This is a genomic window from Noviluteimonas lactosilytica, from assembly GCF_020866925.1.
In the GTDB taxonomy this organism is placed as follows: domain Bacteria; phylum Pseudomonadota; class Gammaproteobacteria; order Xanthomonadales; family Xanthomonadaceae; genus Noviluteimonas; species Noviluteimonas lactosilytica.
In genome coordinates this window covers 521371-539978 of sequence record NZ_JAJGAK010000001.1, presented here as the reverse complement: position 1 = coordinate 539978, position 18608 = coordinate 521371, and the positions used below count along the sequence as shown (strand labels likewise).

At 68.1% G+C, this 18608-nt stretch carries 21 protein-coding genes; 11 read left to right on the top strand and 10 right to left on the bottom strand.

Annotated elements, in window-relative coordinates; translation table 11 throughout:
• Positions 1-28 precede the first annotated feature (28 nt).
• From phaR to gluQRS, 3 genes are all read right to left on the bottom strand, one after another.
• On the bottom strand, positions 29-526 hold the full coding sequence (gene phaR, locus LK996_RS02660) for a polyhydroxyalkanoate synthesis repressor PhaR (protein WP_230525628.1): 498 nt from the start codon (positions 524-526) through the stop codon (positions 29-31).
• A gap of 171 nt (positions 527-697) precedes the next feature.
• Complete coding sequence (gene phbB, locus LK996_RS02655) at positions 698-1438, bottom strand: acetoacetyl-CoA reductase (RefSeq protein ID WP_230525627.1); 741 nt, start codon at positions 1436-1438, stop codon at positions 698-700.
• A 33-nt stretch (positions 1439-1471) separates the two neighbouring features.
• Positions 1472-2404: a tRNA glutamyl-Q(34) synthetase GluQRS gene (gluQRS, locus tag LK996_RS02650; protein ID WP_230525626.1), complete on the bottom strand. Its 933-nt coding sequence runs from the start codon at positions 2402-2404 to the stop codon at positions 1472-1474.
• Positions 2405-2482: 78 nt separating this feature from the next.
• Here gluQRS and htpX point away from each other — a divergent pair, with 78 nt between their 5' ends.
• The 3 genes from htpX to LK996_RS02640 are packed head-to-tail and all read left to right on the top strand — an operon-like array spanning position 2483 to position 4226.
• Positions 2483-3388 (top strand): protease HtpX, encoded by a 906-nt coding sequence (gene htpX / locus LK996_RS02645; protein WP_230525625.1) that lies wholly within the window; start codon positions 2483-2485, stop codon positions 3386-3388.
• Between the two features lie 57 nt (positions 3389-3445).
• Positions 3446-3814, top strand: coding sequence for a DUF4160 domain-containing protein (locus LK996_RS16730; RefSeq protein ID WP_425493730.1), 369 nt, complete (start codon positions 3446-3448; stop codon positions 3812-3814).
• Positions 3815-3821: 7 nt separating this feature from the next.
• Positions 3822-4226, top strand: a complete 405-nt coding sequence (locus LK996_RS02640; RefSeq protein ID WP_230525624.1) for a DUF2442 domain-containing protein — start codon at positions 3822-3824, stop codon at positions 4224-4226.
• 123 nt (positions 4227-4349) lie between these two features.
• Here the strand turns inward: LK996_RS02640 and LK996_RS02635 are convergent, their stop codons facing one another.
• Positions 4350-6428, bottom strand: a complete 2079-nt coding sequence (locus LK996_RS02635) for an EAL domain-containing response regulator (protein ID WP_230525623.1) — start codon at positions 6426-6428, stop codon at positions 4350-4352.
• Between the two features lie 114 nt (positions 6429-6542).
• Complete coding sequence (gene epmB / locus LK996_RS02630) at positions 6543-7580, bottom strand: EF-P beta-lysylation protein EpmB (RefSeq protein ID WP_230525622.1); 1038 nt, start codon at positions 7578-7580, stop codon at positions 6543-6545.
• Positions 7581-7626: 46 nt separating this feature from the next.
• Here epmB and efp point away from each other — a divergent pair, with 46 nt between their 5' ends.
• From efp to folE2, 7 genes are all read left to right on the top strand, one after another.
• On the top strand, positions 7627-8193 hold the full coding sequence (efp, locus tag LK996_RS02625; protein ID WP_230525621.1) for an elongation factor P: 567 nt from the start codon (positions 7627-7629) through the stop codon (positions 8191-8193).
• Between the two features lie 18 nt (positions 8194-8211).
• Positions 8212-8436, top strand: a complete 225-nt coding sequence (locus tag LK996_RS02620; protein WP_230525620.1) for a hypothetical protein — start codon at positions 8212-8214, stop codon at positions 8434-8436.
• A 4-nt stretch (positions 8437-8440) separates the two neighbouring features.
• Positions 8441-9772, top strand: coding sequence for a TRZ/ATZ family hydrolase (locus tag LK996_RS02615; protein WP_230525619.1), 1332 nt, complete (start codon positions 8441-8443; stop codon positions 9770-9772).
• A 12-nt stretch (positions 9773-9784) separates the two neighbouring features.
• Positions 9785-10504 carry a bifunctional 2-polyprenyl-6-hydroxyphenol methylase/3-demethylubiquinol 3-O-methyltransferase UbiG gene (gene ubiG / locus LK996_RS02610; RefSeq protein ID WP_230525618.1) on the top strand — a complete coding sequence of 240 codons (720 nt, stop codon included), beginning with the start codon at positions 9785-9787 and terminating at the stop codon, positions 10502-10504.
• On the top strand, positions 10483-11169 hold the full coding sequence (locus LK996_RS02605; RefSeq protein WP_425493729.1) for a phosphoglycolate phosphatase: 687 nt from the start codon (positions 10483-10485) through the stop codon (positions 11167-11169). Before ubiG ends, LK996_RS02605 begins: the two co-directional genes overlap by 22 nt.
• Positions 11166-11897 carry a phytoene/squalene synthase family protein gene (locus LK996_RS02600; RefSeq protein WP_230525616.1) on the top strand — a complete coding sequence of 244 codons (732 nt, stop codon included), beginning with the start codon at positions 11166-11168 and terminating at the stop codon, positions 11895-11897. The genes LK996_RS02605 and LK996_RS02600 overlap by 4 nt, the downstream gene beginning before the upstream one ends.
• A gap of 64 nt (positions 11898-11961) precedes the next feature.
• On the top strand, positions 11962-12897 hold the full coding sequence (folE2, locus tag LK996_RS02595; RefSeq protein ID WP_230525615.1) for a GTP cyclohydrolase FolE2: 936 nt from the start codon (positions 11962-11964) through the stop codon (positions 12895-12897).
• Here the strand turns inward: folE2 and LK996_RS02590 are convergent.
• The 3 genes from LK996_RS02590 to yidD all read right to left on the bottom strand — a co-directional run bounded on the left by LK996_RS02590 (position 12881) and on the right by yidD (position 15447).
• Positions 12881-13726, bottom strand: a complete 846-nt coding sequence (locus LK996_RS02590; RefSeq protein ID WP_230526811.1) for a M23 family metallopeptidase — start codon at positions 13724-13726, stop codon at positions 12881-12883. The two genes, folE2 and LK996_RS02590, sit on opposite strands and share 17 nt — an antisense overlap.
• Positions 13727-13809: 83 nt before the next feature.
• Positions 13810-15168 carry a dihydroorotase gene (locus LK996_RS02585; protein ID WP_230525614.1) on the bottom strand — a complete coding sequence of 453 codons (1359 nt, stop codon included), beginning with the start codon at positions 15166-15168 and terminating at the stop codon, positions 13810-13812.
• 27 nt (positions 15169-15195) lie between these two features.
• Entirely contained in the window at positions 15196-15447 is a 252-nt protein-coding gene (yidD, locus tag LK996_RS02580; protein WP_230525613.1) for a membrane protein insertion efficiency factor YidD, read from the bottom strand.
• A 74-nt stretch (positions 15448-15521) separates the two neighbouring features.
• Here yidD and dksA point away from each other — a divergent pair, with 74 nt between their 5' ends.
• Entirely contained in the window at positions 15522-16682 is a 1161-nt protein-coding gene (gene dksA / locus LK996_RS02575; protein ID WP_230525612.1) for an RNA polymerase-binding protein DksA, read from the top strand.
• A 252-nt stretch (positions 16683-16934) separates the two neighbouring features.
• Here dksA and LK996_RS02570 read toward each other — a convergent pair whose 3' ends face one another.
• Positions 16935-18167 carry an MFS transporter gene (locus LK996_RS02570; protein WP_230525611.1) on the bottom strand — a complete coding sequence of 411 codons (1233 nt, stop codon included), beginning with the start codon at positions 18165-18167 and terminating at the stop codon, positions 16935-16937.
• Positions 18164-18604 carry a SufE family protein gene (locus tag LK996_RS02565; RefSeq protein ID WP_230526810.1) on the bottom strand — a complete coding sequence of 147 codons (441 nt, stop codon included), beginning with the start codon at positions 18602-18604 and terminating at the stop codon, positions 18164-18166. Before LK996_RS02565 ends, LK996_RS02570 begins: the two co-directional genes overlap by 4 nt.
• Between the last annotated feature and the right edge of the window lie 4 nt (positions 18605-18608).

Sequence of the window (18608 nt, the reverse complement as noted above, 5' to 3'; positions counted from 1 at the left end):
CGTCAACGCACCCCGCGTGACGCGCGCCTTACGCGCGCGATTTGTCTTTCTCTTCCTTCGACGGCGGACGCGGCGAAGCCGCGGGGCGGCCCATGCCGCCGACCAGTCCCTGCTGGTAGTCCTTCCACATCTCGAGGTTCTTTTCGGTCAGCTGGTTGAGCATCGTCCAGGGCGCCTGGCCGATCAGCCCGCTCATCTGCTGGCGGAATTGCTGTTGCTGCTCGAGGAACATCTGCATCGAGCGCTCGAGGTAGTTGCCCATGAAGCCCTGCAGCGAATCCCCGTAGAAACGGATGATCTGGCTGAGCAACTGCGTGGACAGCATCGGCTCACCGTCCTGTTCGTGCTCGGCGATGATCTGCAGCAACACGCAGCGGGTGAGGTCTTCGCCGCTCTTGGCGTCGCGCACTTCGAACTCTTCGCCTTCGACGATGAGCTGGCGCACATCCTCGATGGTGATGTAGCTCGAGATGCGCGTGTCGTAGAGACGACGGTTCGGATACTTCTTGATGACGCGGACTGGCATTTGCGGTCGACCCCCGAAGAGCGCGAGGCCGAGCATGGCGCACTGCAACACCGGTTTGCAACAGGGCTGTCAAGACCCTCAGGTCATCATCGTGAACGGCGGGTTTGGCGAAGAGTCAGCTGCGCGACACCGGTTGAAGGGGCGTTGCCCCTCCAACCCCGTGAGTCGCGTTCACCAACCCATGTACTGCCCACCATTGGCGGACAGGTTGGCCCCGGTGATCCACCCGGCCTCGTCGGGAATGAAGAACGACACCGCGTAGGCGATCTCGTCCGGATCGCCGAGCCGCCCCGTCGGAATCTGCGCCACGATCTTGTTGCGCACGTCCTCCGGCACCGCCATGACCATGTCGGTGCCGATGTAACCGGGCGAAACCGTGTTGACGGTGATGCCGAACTTCGCGTTCTCCTGCGCCAGCGAGATCGTGAAGCCGTGCATGCCCGCCTTCGCGGCGGCGTAGTTGGCCTGGCCGTACTGGCCCTTCTGTCCGTTGATCGAGCTGATCTGGATGATGCGGCCCCACTTGCGGGCGCGCATGCCTTCGATCACGGGGCGGGTGACGTTGAAACAGGAGTTGAGGTTGGTGCAGATGACTTCGTTCCACTGCTGCGACGTCATCTTGTGGAAGGTGGTGTCGCGGGTGATGCCCGCGTTGTTGACGAGGATGTCGACGGGGCCGACCAGCGCTTCGACCGCGCGCACCATCGATTCGGCGTCCTCGGCCGTCGACACATCGCCCGGCGCGATCGCGACGTCGATGCCTTCGGCCTTCAACTGCGCCTGCCAGGCGCGCGCCTTTTCCTCGTTGCGGTAGTTCGTCGCCACGCGATGCCCGGACAGCGCCAGCCTGCGGCAGATCGCCGTGCCGATGCCGCCCGTGCCACCCGTCACCAGGGCCACCCTCGAAGTCATGCCGTGCTCCGATCGAAAAGGACGAGCCCCAGTCTATGGCGCGATTGCGACACCCGTGTTGTGCAATGCAACGGACCCCGAGGGTATCCAGTCGGGCACGAAGGCGGCGCGCGCTGCGTCGAGCGCGGAGGGCACGTCGGCCACCTGCGCGAGCGCGGCGGGATCCTGTCCCATCGCGCGCCATGCGGCACGCAACGCGGGGAGCGGGTCGGCATCGTCGATGGGCAACGCCGACAGGGATTTCGAGAGCTTTCGGCCTTCGTGGTCGACGACCAGGGGCAGGTGCGCGTAGTCCGGCGTGGGCAGGCCGAGCGCGCGCTGCAGGAAGACCTGGCGTGGCGTCGAGTCGAGCAGGTCGGCGCCGCGCACGACTTGCGTGATGCCCTGCGCCGCGTCGTCGACGACGACCGCGAGTTGATAGGCCCAGTAGCCGTCGGCGCGGCGCAGGACGACGTCGCCGACTTCGGTGCCGACGTCCTGCACGATGCGGCCCTGGATCGCGTCGTCGAACCCGATGATCGCGCCACGCGGGATGCGCAACCGGATCGCGGGCGTGCGACCTTCCGTCGGCCCGCTCAGGCAGGCGTGGTGCACGCTGCCGGTGGCGAGCAGGTCCGCGCGGCTGCACCAGCATTCGAACGCAGCCCCCTCCGCCAGCAGCCGGTCGAGCGCCGTGCGGTAGGCCGCATCGCGCGAACTCTGCCGCAGGATCGGACCGTCGGAGACGAGGCCGAAGGCTTCGAGCGTGCGCAATTGCCGGTCGATCGCGCCCGATTGCTCGCGCGGCGGATCGAGATCCTCGACGCGCACCCACCATTCCGCACCCGCGTGCCGTGCCAGCAACCAGCTGCCGAACGCGGCCAGCAGCGAGCCGAAGTGCAGCGGCCCGGTCGGCGAGGGCGCGAAGCGTCCCCGCCCGCGTTGCGGCGGCGCTGACGTGGGTTCCGGGGCGCTTCTTGTTGGCATTCCGCTTGAATTTACCCGATGCTCGCCACACTTCACGCATGTGCCGCTCTGTCTGCGGCCAATAGGGATGTGACGAACATGTTCAAGCGCATCGTGTTGTTCCTCGCCACCAACCTCGCCGTGCTCGGCCTGCTGAGCGTCGTGATGGCGGTGTTCGGCATCAATCCGCAGTCGATGGCGGGCCTGCTCGTGATGGCCGCGGTCTTCGGCTTCGGCGGTTCGATCATCTCGCTGCTGATCTCCAAGTGGATGGCCAAGCGCGCGACGCGTGCGCACGTCATCGACACGCCGCGCAACGACACCGAGCGCTGGTTGTACGACACGGTCCGCCGCCAGGCGCAGGCCGCCGGCATCGGCATGCCGGAGGTCGCCATCTACGACGCGCCGGAAATCAATGCGTTCGCCACCGGCGCCAACCGCAACAAGGCGCTGGTCGCCGTGTCGACCGGCCTGCTGCGCGCGATGGACCGCGACGAAGCCGAAGCCGTGCTCGGGCACGAAGTCAGCCACGTCGCCAACGGCGACATGGTGACGATGGCGCTGCTGCAGGGCGTGCTGAACACTTTCGTGATCGTGCTCTCGCGCGTGCTCGGCCGCGTCATCGACGCCTGGCTCAGCGGCAACCGCGAAGGCGACGGCGTCGGCATCGGTTACTTCGTGATCGTGTTCGTGCTCGATATGGTGTTCGGCCTGTTCGCGAGCATGATCGCGATGTGGTTCTCTCGTCACCGCGAATTCCGCGCCGACGCGGGCGGCGCCACGCTCGCCGGCCGCGACAAGATGGTCGCCGCCCTGCAGCGCCTGTCGCTGACCTACGGCGAGAACACGCTGCCCAAGCAGGTCGCCGCGTTCGGCATCAGCGGCGCCGTCGGCCACGGCTTCCGCCGCCTGTTCCTCAGCCACCCGCCGCTGGAAGAACGCATCCAGGCGCTGCGTAACTGGCAGCCGGACCAGGGCGCGGTGCGACAGGGCGTCGTTGCCTGAGGGCCGTGATTGGTGGTTCGTGATTCGTGATTGGCAGAAGCAAAAGGCCGCGCAGAGATGCGCGGCTTTTTCGTTCATGGCCGACCCGAACGCTCTCGATTTGCAGAGCCACCGGTAAACGTCGCCTCTGCGCCCATAACCTTCGGCGTAAACCCAACCTGCTTAGGTTTTGGTACGATGCCGACCGTCTTGAGGTTCCTCAGCTACCGCGTGGTCATCTATCCCAACGACCACACCCCGTGCCACGTGCACGTCGTGGGAAATGGATACGAGGCAGTGTTCGAGTTGAACTGCCCCGATGGGCCTCCGGTCCTGAAGATCAATCACAACTTTCCGAGACGAACGTTGGGAACGATTCAATCGCATTTGTCTGCAGACCTCGCGGAACTGTGCAAGCAGTGGAGCGACATCCATGGCCGTTACTAAATCCCGGATGCAAGCCGCACGTAAGCGCGCGCACGCGCTGAAGGCGCATGTTCCAAAGGCCGTCGCAGCTCGATACGACGCGGCCAGCAAGGCGCTGGTCGTGCAGCTCGAGGGCGGCGTCTACGTCGGCTTCCCCACGACTGCGCTGCAAGGCCTTGAGCACGCAAAGGCGCAGGCCATGCGGCTGATTGAAATCAGCCCCAGTGGATATGGCATTCATGTGCCGGCGTTGGATGCGGACTTCTACTTGCCGGCTTTGCTGGAAGGCATCTTCGGTACCCGCGAATTCATGGCGGAGCGCGGACGCAAGGGCGGCCGGGCAGTGTCGTCCGCGAAAAAGACCGCAGCGCAGGCGAATGGCAAGCTCGGTGGCAGGCCGCGAAAGGTCACGAGCGAAGTGCACGTTGCCTGAGCGAGTCAGCCCCCTTTTAGTAAAAGGGGGCGCGGCGACAGCCGCGGGGAAATTGGAAGCCAATAAGCCCAGGGTCCAGGTTTTGCGCAGCAAAGCCTGGAAGTTGTTCGCGCATGCGAAAAACTACTGGAAATCGTAGTCCATCTCGGGGCCTGCGGCCGCAAGGAAGTGCCCCTGCACGAAATCCACGCCGCTCGAGAACAGGAACGTCATGCTGCCGGCGTCCTGCACGAACTCGGCGATCGTGCGCGCGCCCTGGTCGACGGCGCGCGCGCTCATCTCGCGGATCTTCGCCTGGTTGTCGGGGTTCGACGCGAGGTCCTGGATGAAGGCGCGGTCGATCTTCACCAGCGCCGGTTCGAAGTGCTGCATCAACTGGAAGGAGTTGAGGCCGGTGCCGAACTGCTCCAGGCCGACGCGGCAGCCGAAGCGCTTCACCGCATCGCGGAAGGCCTGCGCCTGCTTGAGGTGGGTGAACACCTTGGATTCGGGCAACTGCAGCACCAGGCGTTCGCCGGGGGCCTTGTGCGCGGCGAGTTGCTCGCCGATGAACTTCGCCAGCGTGTCGTCCTGCAGCGAGGCCTGGGTGATCTTGACCAGCAGCGTCGTGTCGTTGCGCATGCGCGCACGTTCGGCGATCACCTGGATCGCGCGACCGGCGACCCAGCGGTCGATCTCCCACAGCAGGCCGTGTTCTTCCGCGACCGGCAGGAACATCTGCGGCGCGACGAGCTCGCCTTCCGCACCGCCGCGCAGGCGCAGCAATGCTTCGTAGGTTTCGCCCGGTTCGCCGTGCAGGTTGATGACGGGCTGGTAGTGCAGCACGAAACCGTCGCCGTCGACCGCCGCGCGGATGCGCTCGACCCACGCGCGCACGCGTTCTTCCTCGGCGCGATCGATCGCGCCCGGATCGAAGATCTCCGCGCGGTTGCCGCCGACGCCGACCGACGACTGCACGCCCTGGCTCGCCTTCGCCAGCACCTGCGTGACCGAGGCGATCTTCTCGCCGATCTGCACGCCGCCGATGCTCACCGTCGCCGACAGCGAACGCTCGCCGACTTCGAACACGTGGTCGGCGAACGCCGCGCGCACGCGTTCGGCGAGCGCGACGGTGCCGACGTGGTCGCTGTTCTTCGACAGCACCGCGAACTGGTGCTCGCCGAAGCGCGCGGGTACGTCGTCCTTGCCGAGTGCGCTGCGCAGGCGGTCGGCGATCGCGGCGATGAGGTCGTCCGCCGCGCCCAGGCCGATCTCCTGCATCAGGCGCACGAAGTGGTCGGGTTCGATCAGCAGGAAGCCGTGGTGCGCGCCGCTCTGCGCGGTGCCGGCGACAGCGGTTTCCAGGTGCTGCAGGAACGTCGGGCGGTTGAGCAGGCCGGTGGCCTGGTCGCGCTGGCGCAGTTCTTCGACTTCGCGCGCGAGTTCCGGGTCGCTTTCCTGGCGGCGGAACACGATCTGCACGCACGACTCGCCTTCGTAGAAAGCGGGCGTGAACTCCATGACGGCGGGGAAGTGGTTGCCTTCCTGGTCGCGCGCCTCGAGTTCGTGGCGCGGCGGCGGCGTGTCGCCCTTCGAAAGTTTCTTGAGCAGCGTCTTGAAGTCGGCGACGTGGCTGGGCGCGACGAGGTCGAGCAGCGACATGCCTTCGATGTCGTCGAACGAATCGAAGCCGAACATCTCCAGGTACGCCTGGTTCGCGCGGATGTGCATGCCTTCGTGCACGTAGGCGATGGGCTCGCGCGAGGAATCGATGAGCGCGTCGCAGCGGCGTTCGGTCTCGCGCACCTGCGCTTCGAGCAGGCGCTGCGCGCGGCGCGCTTCGAGGTCTTCCCATTCGGCGCGCACGACGGCGAGCACGTGCGGCGTGCGGCCGCGCAGCACGAGGCCGCGGATACCGCGCTCGCTCGCCTGCAGCAGCGTGTTGTCGTCGACGGCGTCGACCACCATCAGCACCGGCACGTCCTTGCCGCTGGCGTCGATCGCCTGCATGACGGCGGACAGCGGCGGGTGCTTTGCATCCTTCGCGGCGATGACCAGGTCGAGCGCGCCGCCCACGAGCGCGGGCAACGATTCCTCGTCCTCCGGACGCGACACGCGTACCGCGATGCCCGCGTTGCGCAGGCCGCTGACGATGGCTTCGGCCGCCTCGACACTGTCGTCGACGATCAGCAATCGCAGCACGCTGTCCTGTTTGGCTCGCATCCGTGGCTCTCTGGTCAATCGCGCATGGTCGACCGGGGCAAGGGAAACGTTTCCGGTCGACGGACGGTTGACCTTATGGCACGAATGGCCGGTCGCGGTCCATGTATCGAACGCTCAGGCGAGGGGTCTCTTGCCGGTATCGCCGGGTAGTTCACGAACCAGGCGCGGCACGAGGTACCCCGATGTGCGTGCGCGGAGCGCACCGTGCAGGTCGAGCGCGGTGGCGTCGTCCACCTCGAAGTGGGCCGCGCCTTGCACGCGGTCCAGCTGGTGCAGGTAATAAGGGAGTACGCCGGCCGCGAGGCCACGCATGCCGAGGTCGGCCAGCGCCTCGACATCGTCGTTGACCCCGCGCAGCAGCACCGCCTGGTTGAGCAGCATCGCGCCGGCGCCGCGCAGGCGGGCCATGGCGGCGTCGACCGAGGCGTCGAACTCGTTCGCGTGGTTCGCATGCACGACCACGACCACCGGCCAGGGCAGGGCGCGCAACCAGGCGACGAGCGCGTCGTCCACGCGATCCGGCAGCACGATCGGCAGGCGGGTGTGGATGCGCAGGCGCTGGATGTGGGGAACGGCGGCCAGCGCGTCGGTGAGTTCGGTGAGCTTCGGCGTGGCCAGCGAGAGCGGGTCGCCGCCGCTCAGGAGGACTTCCTCGATCGACGGGTCCCCGGCGATGCGGGCCACGGCCTCGCGCCAGTCGCCGGCCGCCGCGGTATCGCCGGCATAGTCGAAGTGGCGGCGGAAGCAGTAGCGGCAGTGGATCGCGCAGCTGCCGGTGGCCACGAGCAACGCGCGGCCGCGGTACTTCTGTAGGACCCCGTGGGCGGTGCGTGCCGCGACGTCGCCGACCGCATCGAGGGCGAAGCCGGCGACGAGCCGGTCCTCGTCGTCCATCGGCAGCACCTGCCGCAGCAGCGGATCGAGCGGGTCGCCGCGGCGCATGCGCGCGACGAAGGCCCGGGGAACGCGCATGGGGAATTGCGCGGCCGCCTCGTCCGAAATGCGGGAAGCCAGCGCTTCCAGGCCCAGCAACGAAAGCAGTTCACGCGGATCGCGGATCGCATCGCGCCATTGGTGGCGCCAGTCATGGCGCGAATCGGCGGGGGTTGCCGGGGCGGGCGGCTGCAGGGAAAGGGGCGGGGCGGTTATCATGGCGAGCTACGCATTGTAGCCGTCCAGCTTTTTCAGGAGCAGCACCGTGGCCAGCCTTGGCATGAACGACGTGAAGACCGGACAGAAGATCCTGGTCAACAACGACCCTTGCATCATCACCGACACCGAGTACGTCAAGCCGGGCAAGGGCCAGGCGTTCACGCGCGTGAAGTACCGCAGCATCAAGTCGGGCCGCGTCGTCGAAATGACGATGAAGGCGACCGACAACGTCGAGCAGGCCGACGTCGTCGACACGGACATGCAGTTCCTCTACGCCGACGGCGAGTACTGGCACTTCATGAACCCCGAATCCTTCGAGCAGGTGCAGGCCGACAAGGCCGGCATGGGCGGGGCCGACAAGTGGCTGAAGGGCGAAGAGGAATGCGTGGTCACGCTGTGGAACGGCACGCCGATCATGGTGCAGCCGCCCAACTTCGTCGAACTCAAGATCGTCGAAACCGATCCGGGCGTTCGCGGCGACACCTCGGGCGGCGGCGGCAAGCCGGCCACGCTGGAGACCGGCGCGGTCGTGCGCGTGCCGCTGTTCGTCGGCAACGAAGAGACGATCAAGGTCGATACGCGTTCGGGCGAATACGTCAGCCGCGTGAAGTGACCTGACCTGACCAGAACGATGGATTCGACCGCATACGTCCAGCTCGCCGTGTGGTTCTTCGGCGTGCTCATCGCCGCAGGCGCGGTGTTGTGGCTGTGGAACACGACGCTGCCGCGCGTGTTCCCGGGCCGCGTGCGCGCGCTGGGGTTCTTCGAGGCGCTGCGCCTGATGCTGCTCGCGTGGTTGTTGTTCGGCGCCGGCGCGTTCGGCCTGACGTACGCGCTGGGTGCGGGCATCTGGTAGCGCGATGGCGCCCGAAGCCTGCGACCTGCTGATCGAAGCCGGCCACGTCGTGCCGGTGGTCCCGCATGGCGTGGTGCTGGAGCGCCACGCCGTCGCGATCAGCGATGGCGCGATCGTCGCGATCCTCCCGATCGACGAGGCACGCGAACGCTTCGCCCCGCGCGAAGTCGTCTCGCGCCCCGACGGCGCGCTGATCCCGGGCCTGGTCAACACGCACACGCACAACCCGATGACGCTGCTGCGCGGCGTCGCCGACGACCTGCCGCTGATGGAATGGCTGCAGGGCCACATCTGGCCGATCGAAGGCGCGGTGGTCGCACCCGACTTCATCGCCGACGGCGTTACGCTCGCCATCGCCGAGATGGTCCGCGGCGGCACCACGTGCTGCAACGAAAACTACTTCTTCCCCGACGTGCAGGCGGCCACCTACCGCAAGCATGGTTTCCGCGCGCGCGTCGGCCTGCCGGTCATCGATTTCCCGACCGCGTGGGCGCGCACCGCCGACGAATACTTCGATCGCGCCGGTGAAGTGCACGACCAGTGGCGCAACGATCCGCTGGTCGCCACCGCGTTCGCGCCGCATGCGCCGTACACCGTGTCGGACGCGAACTTCGAGCGCATCCGAATGCTCGCCGACCAGCTCGACGTGCCGGTACATTGCCACGTCCACGAGACCGCGCACGAAGTCGCCGAAGCGCGCCGCACGCTCGGCCAGAGCCAGATCGCGCGCCTGGATCGCCTGGGCCTGGTGAACGACCGCCTCATCGCGGTGCACATGACGCAGCTCACCGACGCCGAGATCGCGCTGTGCGCCGAGCGCGGCGTGAGCGTCGCGCATTGCCCCGAATCCAACCTCAAGCTCGCTTCCGGCTTCTGCCCCGTGGCGAAGCTCGCGAAGGCCGGCGTCAACCTCGCCATCGGCACCGACGGCGCGGCGAGCAACAACGACCTCGACATGTTCGGCGAGATGCGCACCGCTGCGCTGCTCGCCAAGGCGGTGGGCGACGATGCGTCGGCGCTGGATGCGTTCGCCGCGCTCCGCGCGGCCACGCTCGGCGGCGCGAAGGCGATGGGCTTCGAGGAGCGCATCGGTTCGATCGAGCCGGGCAAGCAGGCGGACCTCGCGCTCGTCGACCTCGGCGCGCTCGAAACGCAACCGCTGCACCACGTCGTCTCGCAACTGGTCTACGCGTGCGGCCGCCACCAGGTCAGCGATGTGTGGATCGCGGGTGTGCGGAAACTCGAAGCACGATTGCTGGTCGACATGGACGTCGAGGCCATCGTGGCGAATGCACGTCAATGGCAAACCCGCATCGCCGCAGTACGCACGACGTGAGACAGTGAGCGCATGACGCAGGCGCAAGCGAACGAAGACAATTTCCGCCAGGCCGAGCTCGATCGTTTCAACGAGCTCGCGCACCGCTGGTGGGATCCCGATGGCCCGCAGAAGGCGCTGCACGCGCTGAACCCCGCGCGCCTGCGCTACATCGCCGATCGCACGCCGCTGCAGGGTGCGCGCGTGCTCGACGTCGGTTGCGGCGGTGGCTTGCTCAGCGAAGCGATGGCCGCGGCCGGAAGCGAGGTCACCGCCATCGACCTCGCGCCCGACCTGCTGAAGATCGCGCGCCTGCACGGCCTGGAATCCGGGGTGAAGGTCGACTACCGCCAGGTCGCCGCCGAAACCCTCGCCGAACAGATGCCCGCGACGTTCGATGCGATCTCCTGCATGGAGATGCTCGAGCACGTGCCGTCGCCGCCGTCGGTGCTCGCCGCGTGCGCGTCGATGCTCAAGCCGGGCGGGCGCCTGTTCCTCTCGACGCTCAACCGCACGCCGGCGGCATTCGCGCTGGCGATCGTGGGCGCCGAATACATCGCGCGCATCCTGCCGAAGGGCACGCACCAGTACCGCGACTTCATCAAGCCTTCGGAACTCGCCGCGTGGCTGCGCGAAGCGGGCCTCGAACTCGAGGACGTCAGCGGCCTGGTGTACGAGCCCTGGCGCAACGCCGCACGCATCGGCCGCCGCACCGACGTCAACTATCTCGCCTGCGCGCGCAAACCGTCGTGACCCAACCTACGTTCCCGAAAGCCGTGCTGTTCGACCTCGACGGCACTCTCCTCGACAGCGCGCCCGACATGCTGGCGACGGTCGATGCGATGCGCGCCGCGCGCGGCCGCGGCCCGATGCAGATGGAAGCGCTGCGCCCGGTGGTGTCGAAGGGCGCGCGCGCGATGACCGCGGCTGCGTTCCCCGACGTCCCGGCGGACGAGCGCAACGCGTGGATCCCGGAATTCCTCGCCACCTACGAGCGCGAACTCGGCCGCCACGGCACGCCGTTCGATGGCATCGAAGCGATGCTGGACGCGCTGGAGTCGGCGGGTTGCCGCTGGGGCATCGTCACCAATAAACCCGAATACCTCGCGAAGCAATTGATGCCGATGCTCGGCTGGGATGCGCGCTGCGCGGTGCTGATCGGCGGCGACACGCTGCCCGAGCGCAAGCCGCATCCGTTGCCCCTGCTGCACGCGGCAGAAGCGATGGGCCTGTCGCCCGACGAGGTCGTGTATGTCGGCGACGACGAACGCGACATCGTCGCCGCGCGCGCGGCAGGCATGCGGTCGGTCGTCGCGCTGTGGGGCTATCGACTCGACGAGGACGACCCCATCGCGTGGCAGGGCGACGCGATGATCGATCTTCCTTCCGAACTTTGCGCACCGGAGCGCTGGCCATGACCGTGCGCGATGCCGCCGTCGACAGTGCGCTGGAAAAGTGGCGCGAGCGCTTGCCGGAATGGTCGTTCGCCGAACCGTTCCTCGGTCCGCTGCATCGCGAGCGCGCGGCCGCGTGGTTCGCGCTGCGCGACGAACTCACGCACGCCGCGTGGGGCGGCTCCGATCCGCGCCCCGGCGAAGCGAAGCTCGGATGGTGGGCCGAAGAACTGCAGGGCTGGAGCCGCGGCGTGCGCCGCCATCCGCTCGGCATCGTGCTGCAGCGCGAACCGGCCGCGTGGCATGCGCTCGCCGCGACGCTGCCGTCGCTGCTCGCGAGCCGCGAGCGCGCCGCGACCGAAGACGAAGCCTTCGCGAAACTCGAACCGTTCGCCGAAGGGGTCTCGACCATTGCGTCGACCTTGTTCAATGGCGGCGAACCCGCGCCGACGCGCAGCGTGATCGCGGCGTTGCTCGCCAAGCGCGTGATCTCGGAAGCCGACGACATGCCCCCGCTGCAATTCGTCGCGAAGGCCGGCGCGAACGCCGCGCCGTCCGCCGCCTCGCGCCTGTGGGCCGCGCGCCTGCTCGAAACGTGGCCGCTGCCCTTCGGCGGTTCGGTCGCCGGCCGCCTGCATGCCTCGCTGGTGCACGAACGCCTGCGCCTGTTCGCGAAGGGCTCGAACCCCCAGGACCGCCCGCTGCCGGGCTGGCGCGCGCTGTTCACCGCCTGGCGGGCCGCGCGCCGCTGAGCGACGCTGCGTTGCACGCGTATCGTCACGACCCGGGGCGCACCCTCGCTACAATGCGCCCCTCATGAATCCCCCACGCACCCCCGCCCAGTCCCAGTTGCCCGACGTCGCCTTCGAGACGGCGGCGCTCGCACGCCCGCTCGACTGGGTTGGCATGGACCGCATCGCCGTGCCCGTGCGCATCCACGACCCCGACGGACAGGTCGTGCAGGTCGCGGCCGACGTCGATGTCGCGGTCGACCTGCGCGATGGCCAGGCCCGCGGCATCCACATGTCGCGCCTGTACCTGCAGTTGCAGCAGGCGTTCGCGAGCGAAGCGATCACGCCGGGCGGCCTGCGCCGCGTGCTGCAGGGCTTCGTCGATTCGCAGAACGGCGCCTCGTCGCGCGCGCGCCTGCACATCCGCTATGAACACCTGCTGCAGCGCGAAGCGCTCGCGAGCGGCAACGTCGGTTGGAAGCGCTATCCGGTGTCGATCGAAGCCGAACTCGCCGATGGGCATTTCCATCTCGCGCTCGGTTTCGCGGTCGAGTACTCGAGCACGTGTCCGGCGTCGGCCGCGCTGTCGCGCCAGCGCAATGCCGAACGCTTCGCCAGCGATTTCGCCGCTGCGCGCCCGCTCAATGCGCAGGTCGTCGGCGAATGGCTGGCCTCCGAACGCGGCCTCGCCGCGACGCCGCACGCGCAGCGAAGCCGCGCCGACGTGCGCGCGGTGCTGCGTCCTTCGTTCGACGAACTGCCGCTGCTCGCGCTGGTCGACGCGGTCGAAGCCGCGCTCGGCACGCCGGTGCAGACCGCGGTGAAGCGCGAAGACGAACAGGCCTTCGCCGAACTCAACGCGGCCAACCTGATGTTCTGCGAAGACGCCGCGCGTCGCGTGGCGGGCGTGATGTCGAACGACGAGCGCATCGAGCGCTACGACGTGCGCGTCGCGCATTTCGAGAGCCTGCATCCGCACGACGCGGTCGCGCGCGTGTCGGGTGTCAACGCGTCGCGCTGAGCACCAGCAGCGGGTCGACGCGCACGTCGAACCAATTCATGCCCCAATGCAGGTGCGGCCCGCTCGCGCGCCCGGTCGCGCCGACCGCGCCGATGACCTGGCCCTGTTCGACGCGATCGCCCACGCGCACGTCAATGCGCGAAAGATGCAGGAAGTTCGAACTCACGCCTTGCCCATGGTCGAGCAGCACCGTGCCGCCGGTGAGATAGAGATCGCTGCGCGCGAACGTCACCACGCCCGGCGCGGGCGCCTGCACCGGTGTTCCGGTCGGCGCGGCGATATCCATGCCCGAATGCGGCGTCTGCGGCACGTCGGTGCCGTCGGGCAGCACGTACACGCGCGCATTGCCGAATCGACCACTGATGCGGCCCTGCACGGGCCAGCGGAAGGCTTGCGCGAAATCCGCGCGCGCATCGTCGCGCGTGCGCGCGGCGCTGACCTCGGCCTGTTCGCGCGCGATGCGTGCGGCGATCTCGGGCGGCGGTTTCACGGTTTTCGGGGGCACGCCGGTGATGCGTTCGACCGGCCAGTCGCGCGGTCGTACTTCGATGCGATGTTCGGTGCGCGGTGTGCCCGGCTGCGTCACGACCACGATGGCGGGCGAGGCCGCGTCACGTGCGATGCCGATCGCGAACACGCCGTCGGGTGACACCCGCACGCGACGGCCCGCGTACTCGACCGTCGCGGCCGGATGCGTCGTGCCGATGACGAGCGCGCCCTGTTCGACAGTGGGCGGCAGGATCGTCGCGCGCGTGCCCGCGATAGCGGGCGAGGGCGATTGGGCGGAGCGGGTTTCCGCGGTCGCGGTGCAACCTGCCAGCACCGTCATCCCCGCGCATGCGGGGATCCAGGCAATCGACATCATCAGGCGTACAGCGCGCCCGAATCCCCGCCTGCGCGGGGATGCCGACGTCAACGCGCGAACTCCAGGCGCTGCCCGTTCGGCCCGCCGACCAACTGCGCGCCATCCCATGCGAGCACGCCGTTCACCCACGTCGCGCCGATGCGCGAATGGAACGTGCGTCCCTCGAACGGCGACCACCCGCACTTCGACAGCACGTCCTCGCGGCGCACGGTGAACGGCGTGTCGTCGATCAGCACGAGATCGGCCGCATAGCCTTCGCGCAGATAGCCGCGCTGCGCGACGTCGAACAACTGCGCCGGCGCGTGCGAGACCTTCTGCACGACCTGCGCGTTGGTGAGCTTGCCTTCGCGCACGAGTTCGAGCGCCGCGACCAGCGCGTACTGCACCAGCGGCAGGCCGCTCGGCGCGGAGGTATAGGGACGCGCTTTTTCTTCCAGCGTGTGCGGCGCGTGGTCGGTGGCGAGCACGTCGATGATGTCGTCGCCGATGGCGGCGATCAGCGCCTGGCGATCGCTCGCTTCCTTGATCGACGGGTTGCACTTGATCAGGTTGCCGAGCGCGGCGTAGTCGGCGCGATCGAAGCGCAGGAAATGGATGCACGTCTCGGCGGTGATCTGCTTGCGCGAACCGTCGGCGCGCACCAGCGGGCCGCGTTCGAACAGCGCCAGCTCGTCGGCGGTGCTGATGTGCAGCACGTGCAGGCGCGTGTCGTTGCGGCGCGCGAGTTCCATCGCCAGCCGCGTGGACTTGATGCACGCCTGCCGCGAGCGGATGTCGGCGTGGAATTCCGCCGGGATGTCGTCGCCGTACTTCGCCTTGTACTTCGCCAGCTCGGCGTCGATCATCGGCGTGTCTTCGCAATGCGTGATGATCGGCGTCGGTGCATCGCGGAAGATCGCGTCGAGCGTTTCCGGGTTGTCGACCAGCATGTTGCCGGTCGAGGCGCCCATGAACACCTTGATGCCCGGCGCGCGCAGCGGATCGAGCGCGCGGATCGCCTCGATGTTGTCGTTGCTCGCGCCCATGTAGAAGCCGAAGTTGCCCCAGGCGCGGCCGGTGGCGCGGCGGTACTTGTCTTCCAGCGCGGCGCTGTCGAGCGTCGGCGGGTTGGTGTTCGGCATGTCCATGAAGCTGGTGAGCCCGCCGGCGACCGCCGCGGCCGATTCGGTCGCGATGTCGGCCTTGTATTCCATGCCCGGTTCGCGGAAGTGGACCTGGTCGTCGATCATGCCCGGCAGCAGGCGGCGGCCGGCGGCGTCGACGACGTGCTCGCCCTCGCGCGCGGACAAACCGCTGCCGACCTGCGCGATGCGGCCGGCTTCGATGCGCAGGTCGCCGTCGAACTCGCGTCCTTCGTTCACCAGGCGGGCGTTGACGATCAGCGTGGGCTTGGACGTCGCGGGCATGACGGGGTCCTTCTCGTGGCGACGCATTCAGCGATGCGTGCGATGGGTGTGTGGGTTCGTATCGTCGCCCGGAACGGGGTCGTGGCCGCCGGGATGGAACGGATGGCACCGCGCGATGCGCCGCGCCGCGAGCCACCCGCCGCGCACCGCACCGAAGCGCGCGATCGCCTGCATCGCGTACTCCGAACAACTCGGCACGAAGCGGCAACGCGGCCCCAACAGCGGGCTGATGAAACGTTTGTAGAGGCGCAGGGCCCCGATGAGCAATCGATCGATCACGTGTTGCCGCCCTTGTCGGGGCAGGGTATAACAGCGCGCTTTCCCGCCTCAAGGGAACGAGGGACGTACCGCTCGTGGCAGCGAAGAAACCAGCGAAGAAGGCCGCCAAGGCCGCGAAGAAGTCCACCAAGCCCGTCGCGAAGAAACCTGCGGCGAAGAAGGCCGCGGCCAAGCCCGCGAAGCCTGTCGCGAAGAAGGCTGCGCCGGCGAAGAAGCCGGTCGCCAAGCCCGCCGCGAAAAAAATCACCAAGCCGGTCGCGAAGAAAGCCGCGGTCGCGAAGAAGCCGGTGCCCGCGAAATCAGCACCCTCGAAGCCGGCGCCAGCCAGGAAGCCTGCACCCGCGAAGGCCGTCAAGCCCGTCGCCAAGCCCGCACCGGCGAAGAAGCCCATGCCGGCGAAGGCCGCGAGCAAGCCGGTCGCCAAGCCCGTACCCAAGCCCGCATCCAAGCCCGCGCCCGCGCCTGCGAAGGCCGCTCCCGCGAAGGCCGCGCCGCCCGTCAAGGCCGTGCCCGCGCCCGTCGCGAAGCAGCCGCAGGTCGCCGCGGTCAAGAAGCCCGCCGCCAAGCCCGCCACCAAGAGCGCACCGGTGGCCGCGCCCGCAGTTGCGAAGTCCACAGCCGTTGCAGCACCGCAGAAAGAACAAATGAAGAATGCAAAACCCGCCCTGGCGACCGCGCCGAAGCCCGCGTCGTCGTCGGAGGCCGTCACGTCGCGCCCGCGCCCGGCAGGTAAAGTGGCTGTTGCCGTGGCCGCGAAGCCGGCCGCTCCTGCACCGCGGGGCAAGGTGAAAGTCGTCGAATACAAGACCGATGAAGGAACGGGTCGCCCCGTCATTCCGCAGGGTTACAAGCCCTCGGGCGACGAGGAATACATGAGCGCGCTGCAGGTGGAGTACTTCCGCCAGCGCCTGCTCTCGTGGCGCGCCGACCTCGTCGAGGAATCCAAGCAGACCATCGAGAACCTGAAGGACGAAGTGCGCGACGTCGGCGACGAAGCCGAACGTGCGACGCGCGAGACCGAGAACTCCCTGGAACTGCGCACGCGCGACCGCTACCGCAAGTTGATCGGCAAGATCGACAGCACGCTCAAGCGCCTGGACGCCGGCGAGTACGGCTACAGCGTGGATTCGGGCGAAGAGATCGGCCTGGAACGCCTCGAAGCGCGCCTGACCGCCGAACGCACGATCGACGAGCAGGAGCGTTGGGAGCATTTGCAGAAGCAGATGGGCGATTGAGTTTTTCGCCCGACGCAAGGAAGAACGGACCCCGCTTCGGCGGGGTTTCGTTTTGTTGGAGCAAGAGCGGGAAACGGGAAACCGGAAGCGGGAAACGGGAGGGACTGTTGCGCGGCGATTTTGGGCGCGCGAGCCGAAGGTCGCATTGCGACGCGTCGAAAGCGTGTCTTCGGCACGCGCCGGCTGAGGCACTGCGTACCTCTTTTCCCGTTTCCCGCTTTTCGTTTCCCGTTTCCCGTTTCCCGCTTTGCGTCAATGCAGCTCGCGCAAATCCAACCGCCGCAACTTCGGCGCGAACTTCGCCGTGATCCCGACGATCGATATCGTCATGCATCCGCCGAAGATCACGCTCGGCACCAGCCCGATCAGCTTCGCGGCCAGGCCCGACTCGAATGCGCCGAGTTCGTTCGACGAGCCGATGAAGATCCCGTTGATCGCCGACACGCGGCCGCGCATCGCGTCGGGCGTGGCGAGTTGCAGGATCGTCGAGCGCAGCACCACGGACACGCCGTCGCACAGGCCCGAGGCGAACAGCAGTGCCGCCGATAGCCACAGGTGGCGCGAGAGCGCGAAGCCGATGATGCACAGGCCGAATCCGGCCACCGCCATCAGCAGAAGTCGGCCCGCCCCCTTTTCCGGCGGCTTGCGCGCGAGCCACAGGCCGACGATCACCGCACCCGCGGCGGGCGCGCCGCGCAGGATGCCGAGCGCTTCCGGGCCCGCGTGCAGGATGTCCTTGATGAAGGCGGGCAGCAGCGCGACCGCGCCGCCGAACAGCACCGCGAACATGTCGAGCGCGAGCGCGCCGAGCAGGATCTGGTGGCCGAACACGAAGCGCAGGCCTTCGCCGATGCTCGAGAAGATCGGCGCGCGTTCGGTCGGGATGTGCGGCTCTTCCATGTGCAGCATCAGCAGCGCCAGGCCCGCGGCGATCGCGAACACGCCGGCGACGCCGTACGAGACGCCCTTGCCGGCCCACGCGACCATGACGCCGCCGAACGCGGGGCCGAGCACCAGGCCGAGCTGGAACACGACGCTGCCGAAGCCCGCGCCGCGCGCGTACTGCTCGCGCGGCAGGATGCGCGCGAACAGCGTGTTGTAGATCGGCGTGAGGAACGACCGCACCGATCCGGTGAGCGCGACCGCGGCATAAATCAGCCACGTCCCGCTCGTCGCGATCCTTCCGGTCGCGATGCCGACGAGCACGATCGCGGTGATCGCAAGCCCGAGGCACGCCACCGCGCCGAGGCGCCGGCGTCGCACGTGGTCGACGAGATACCCGGCGAACGGTGCGACGCAGATGTAGGGGATCACTTCCGCAAGCCCGACGAGCCCGAGCGCGAGCGGATCGCCGGTGAGTTCGTACACGTGCCAGCCGACCGTGACCGCGACCATCTGGTACGACAGCATCGCGAGGATGCGATAGCTGAGCAGCTGGACGAAGCCGCGGTTGCGCAGCGGCGTATCGGCGGTGATCGAACTCACGCGGCGGCCTGCGCCCGCTCGCGGATGAAGGCGAGCAGCGCGGCGTGGCCATTGCTGCGGGTCGGCGAGAGGTGCTTCGCCAGGCCGATGTCGGCGACGTAGTCGGGGCTCGTCGCGAGGATCTCGTCCGCCGAACGCCCCGAATACACGCGCAGCGCGAGGAAACACAGGCCGGAGACGATCGCCGAATCGCTGATGGCGGCGAAGTCGAGGCGATCCTTGTCGCCATCGACCACGATCCACACCATCGACTGGCAACCGAGCAGGCGATGTTCCTCGACCTTCTGCGCATCGGGGAACGGTGGCAACTTGCGGCCGAGGTCGATCAGGTACTGGTAACGCTCCGACCAGTCGCCGAAGAACGCGAACTCCTCCGCGATCGCCCGCTGCGCCTCGGCGGCGGTCGGTTCGAGGGGAAAGAACGGCGGTTGCGTCAGGTCA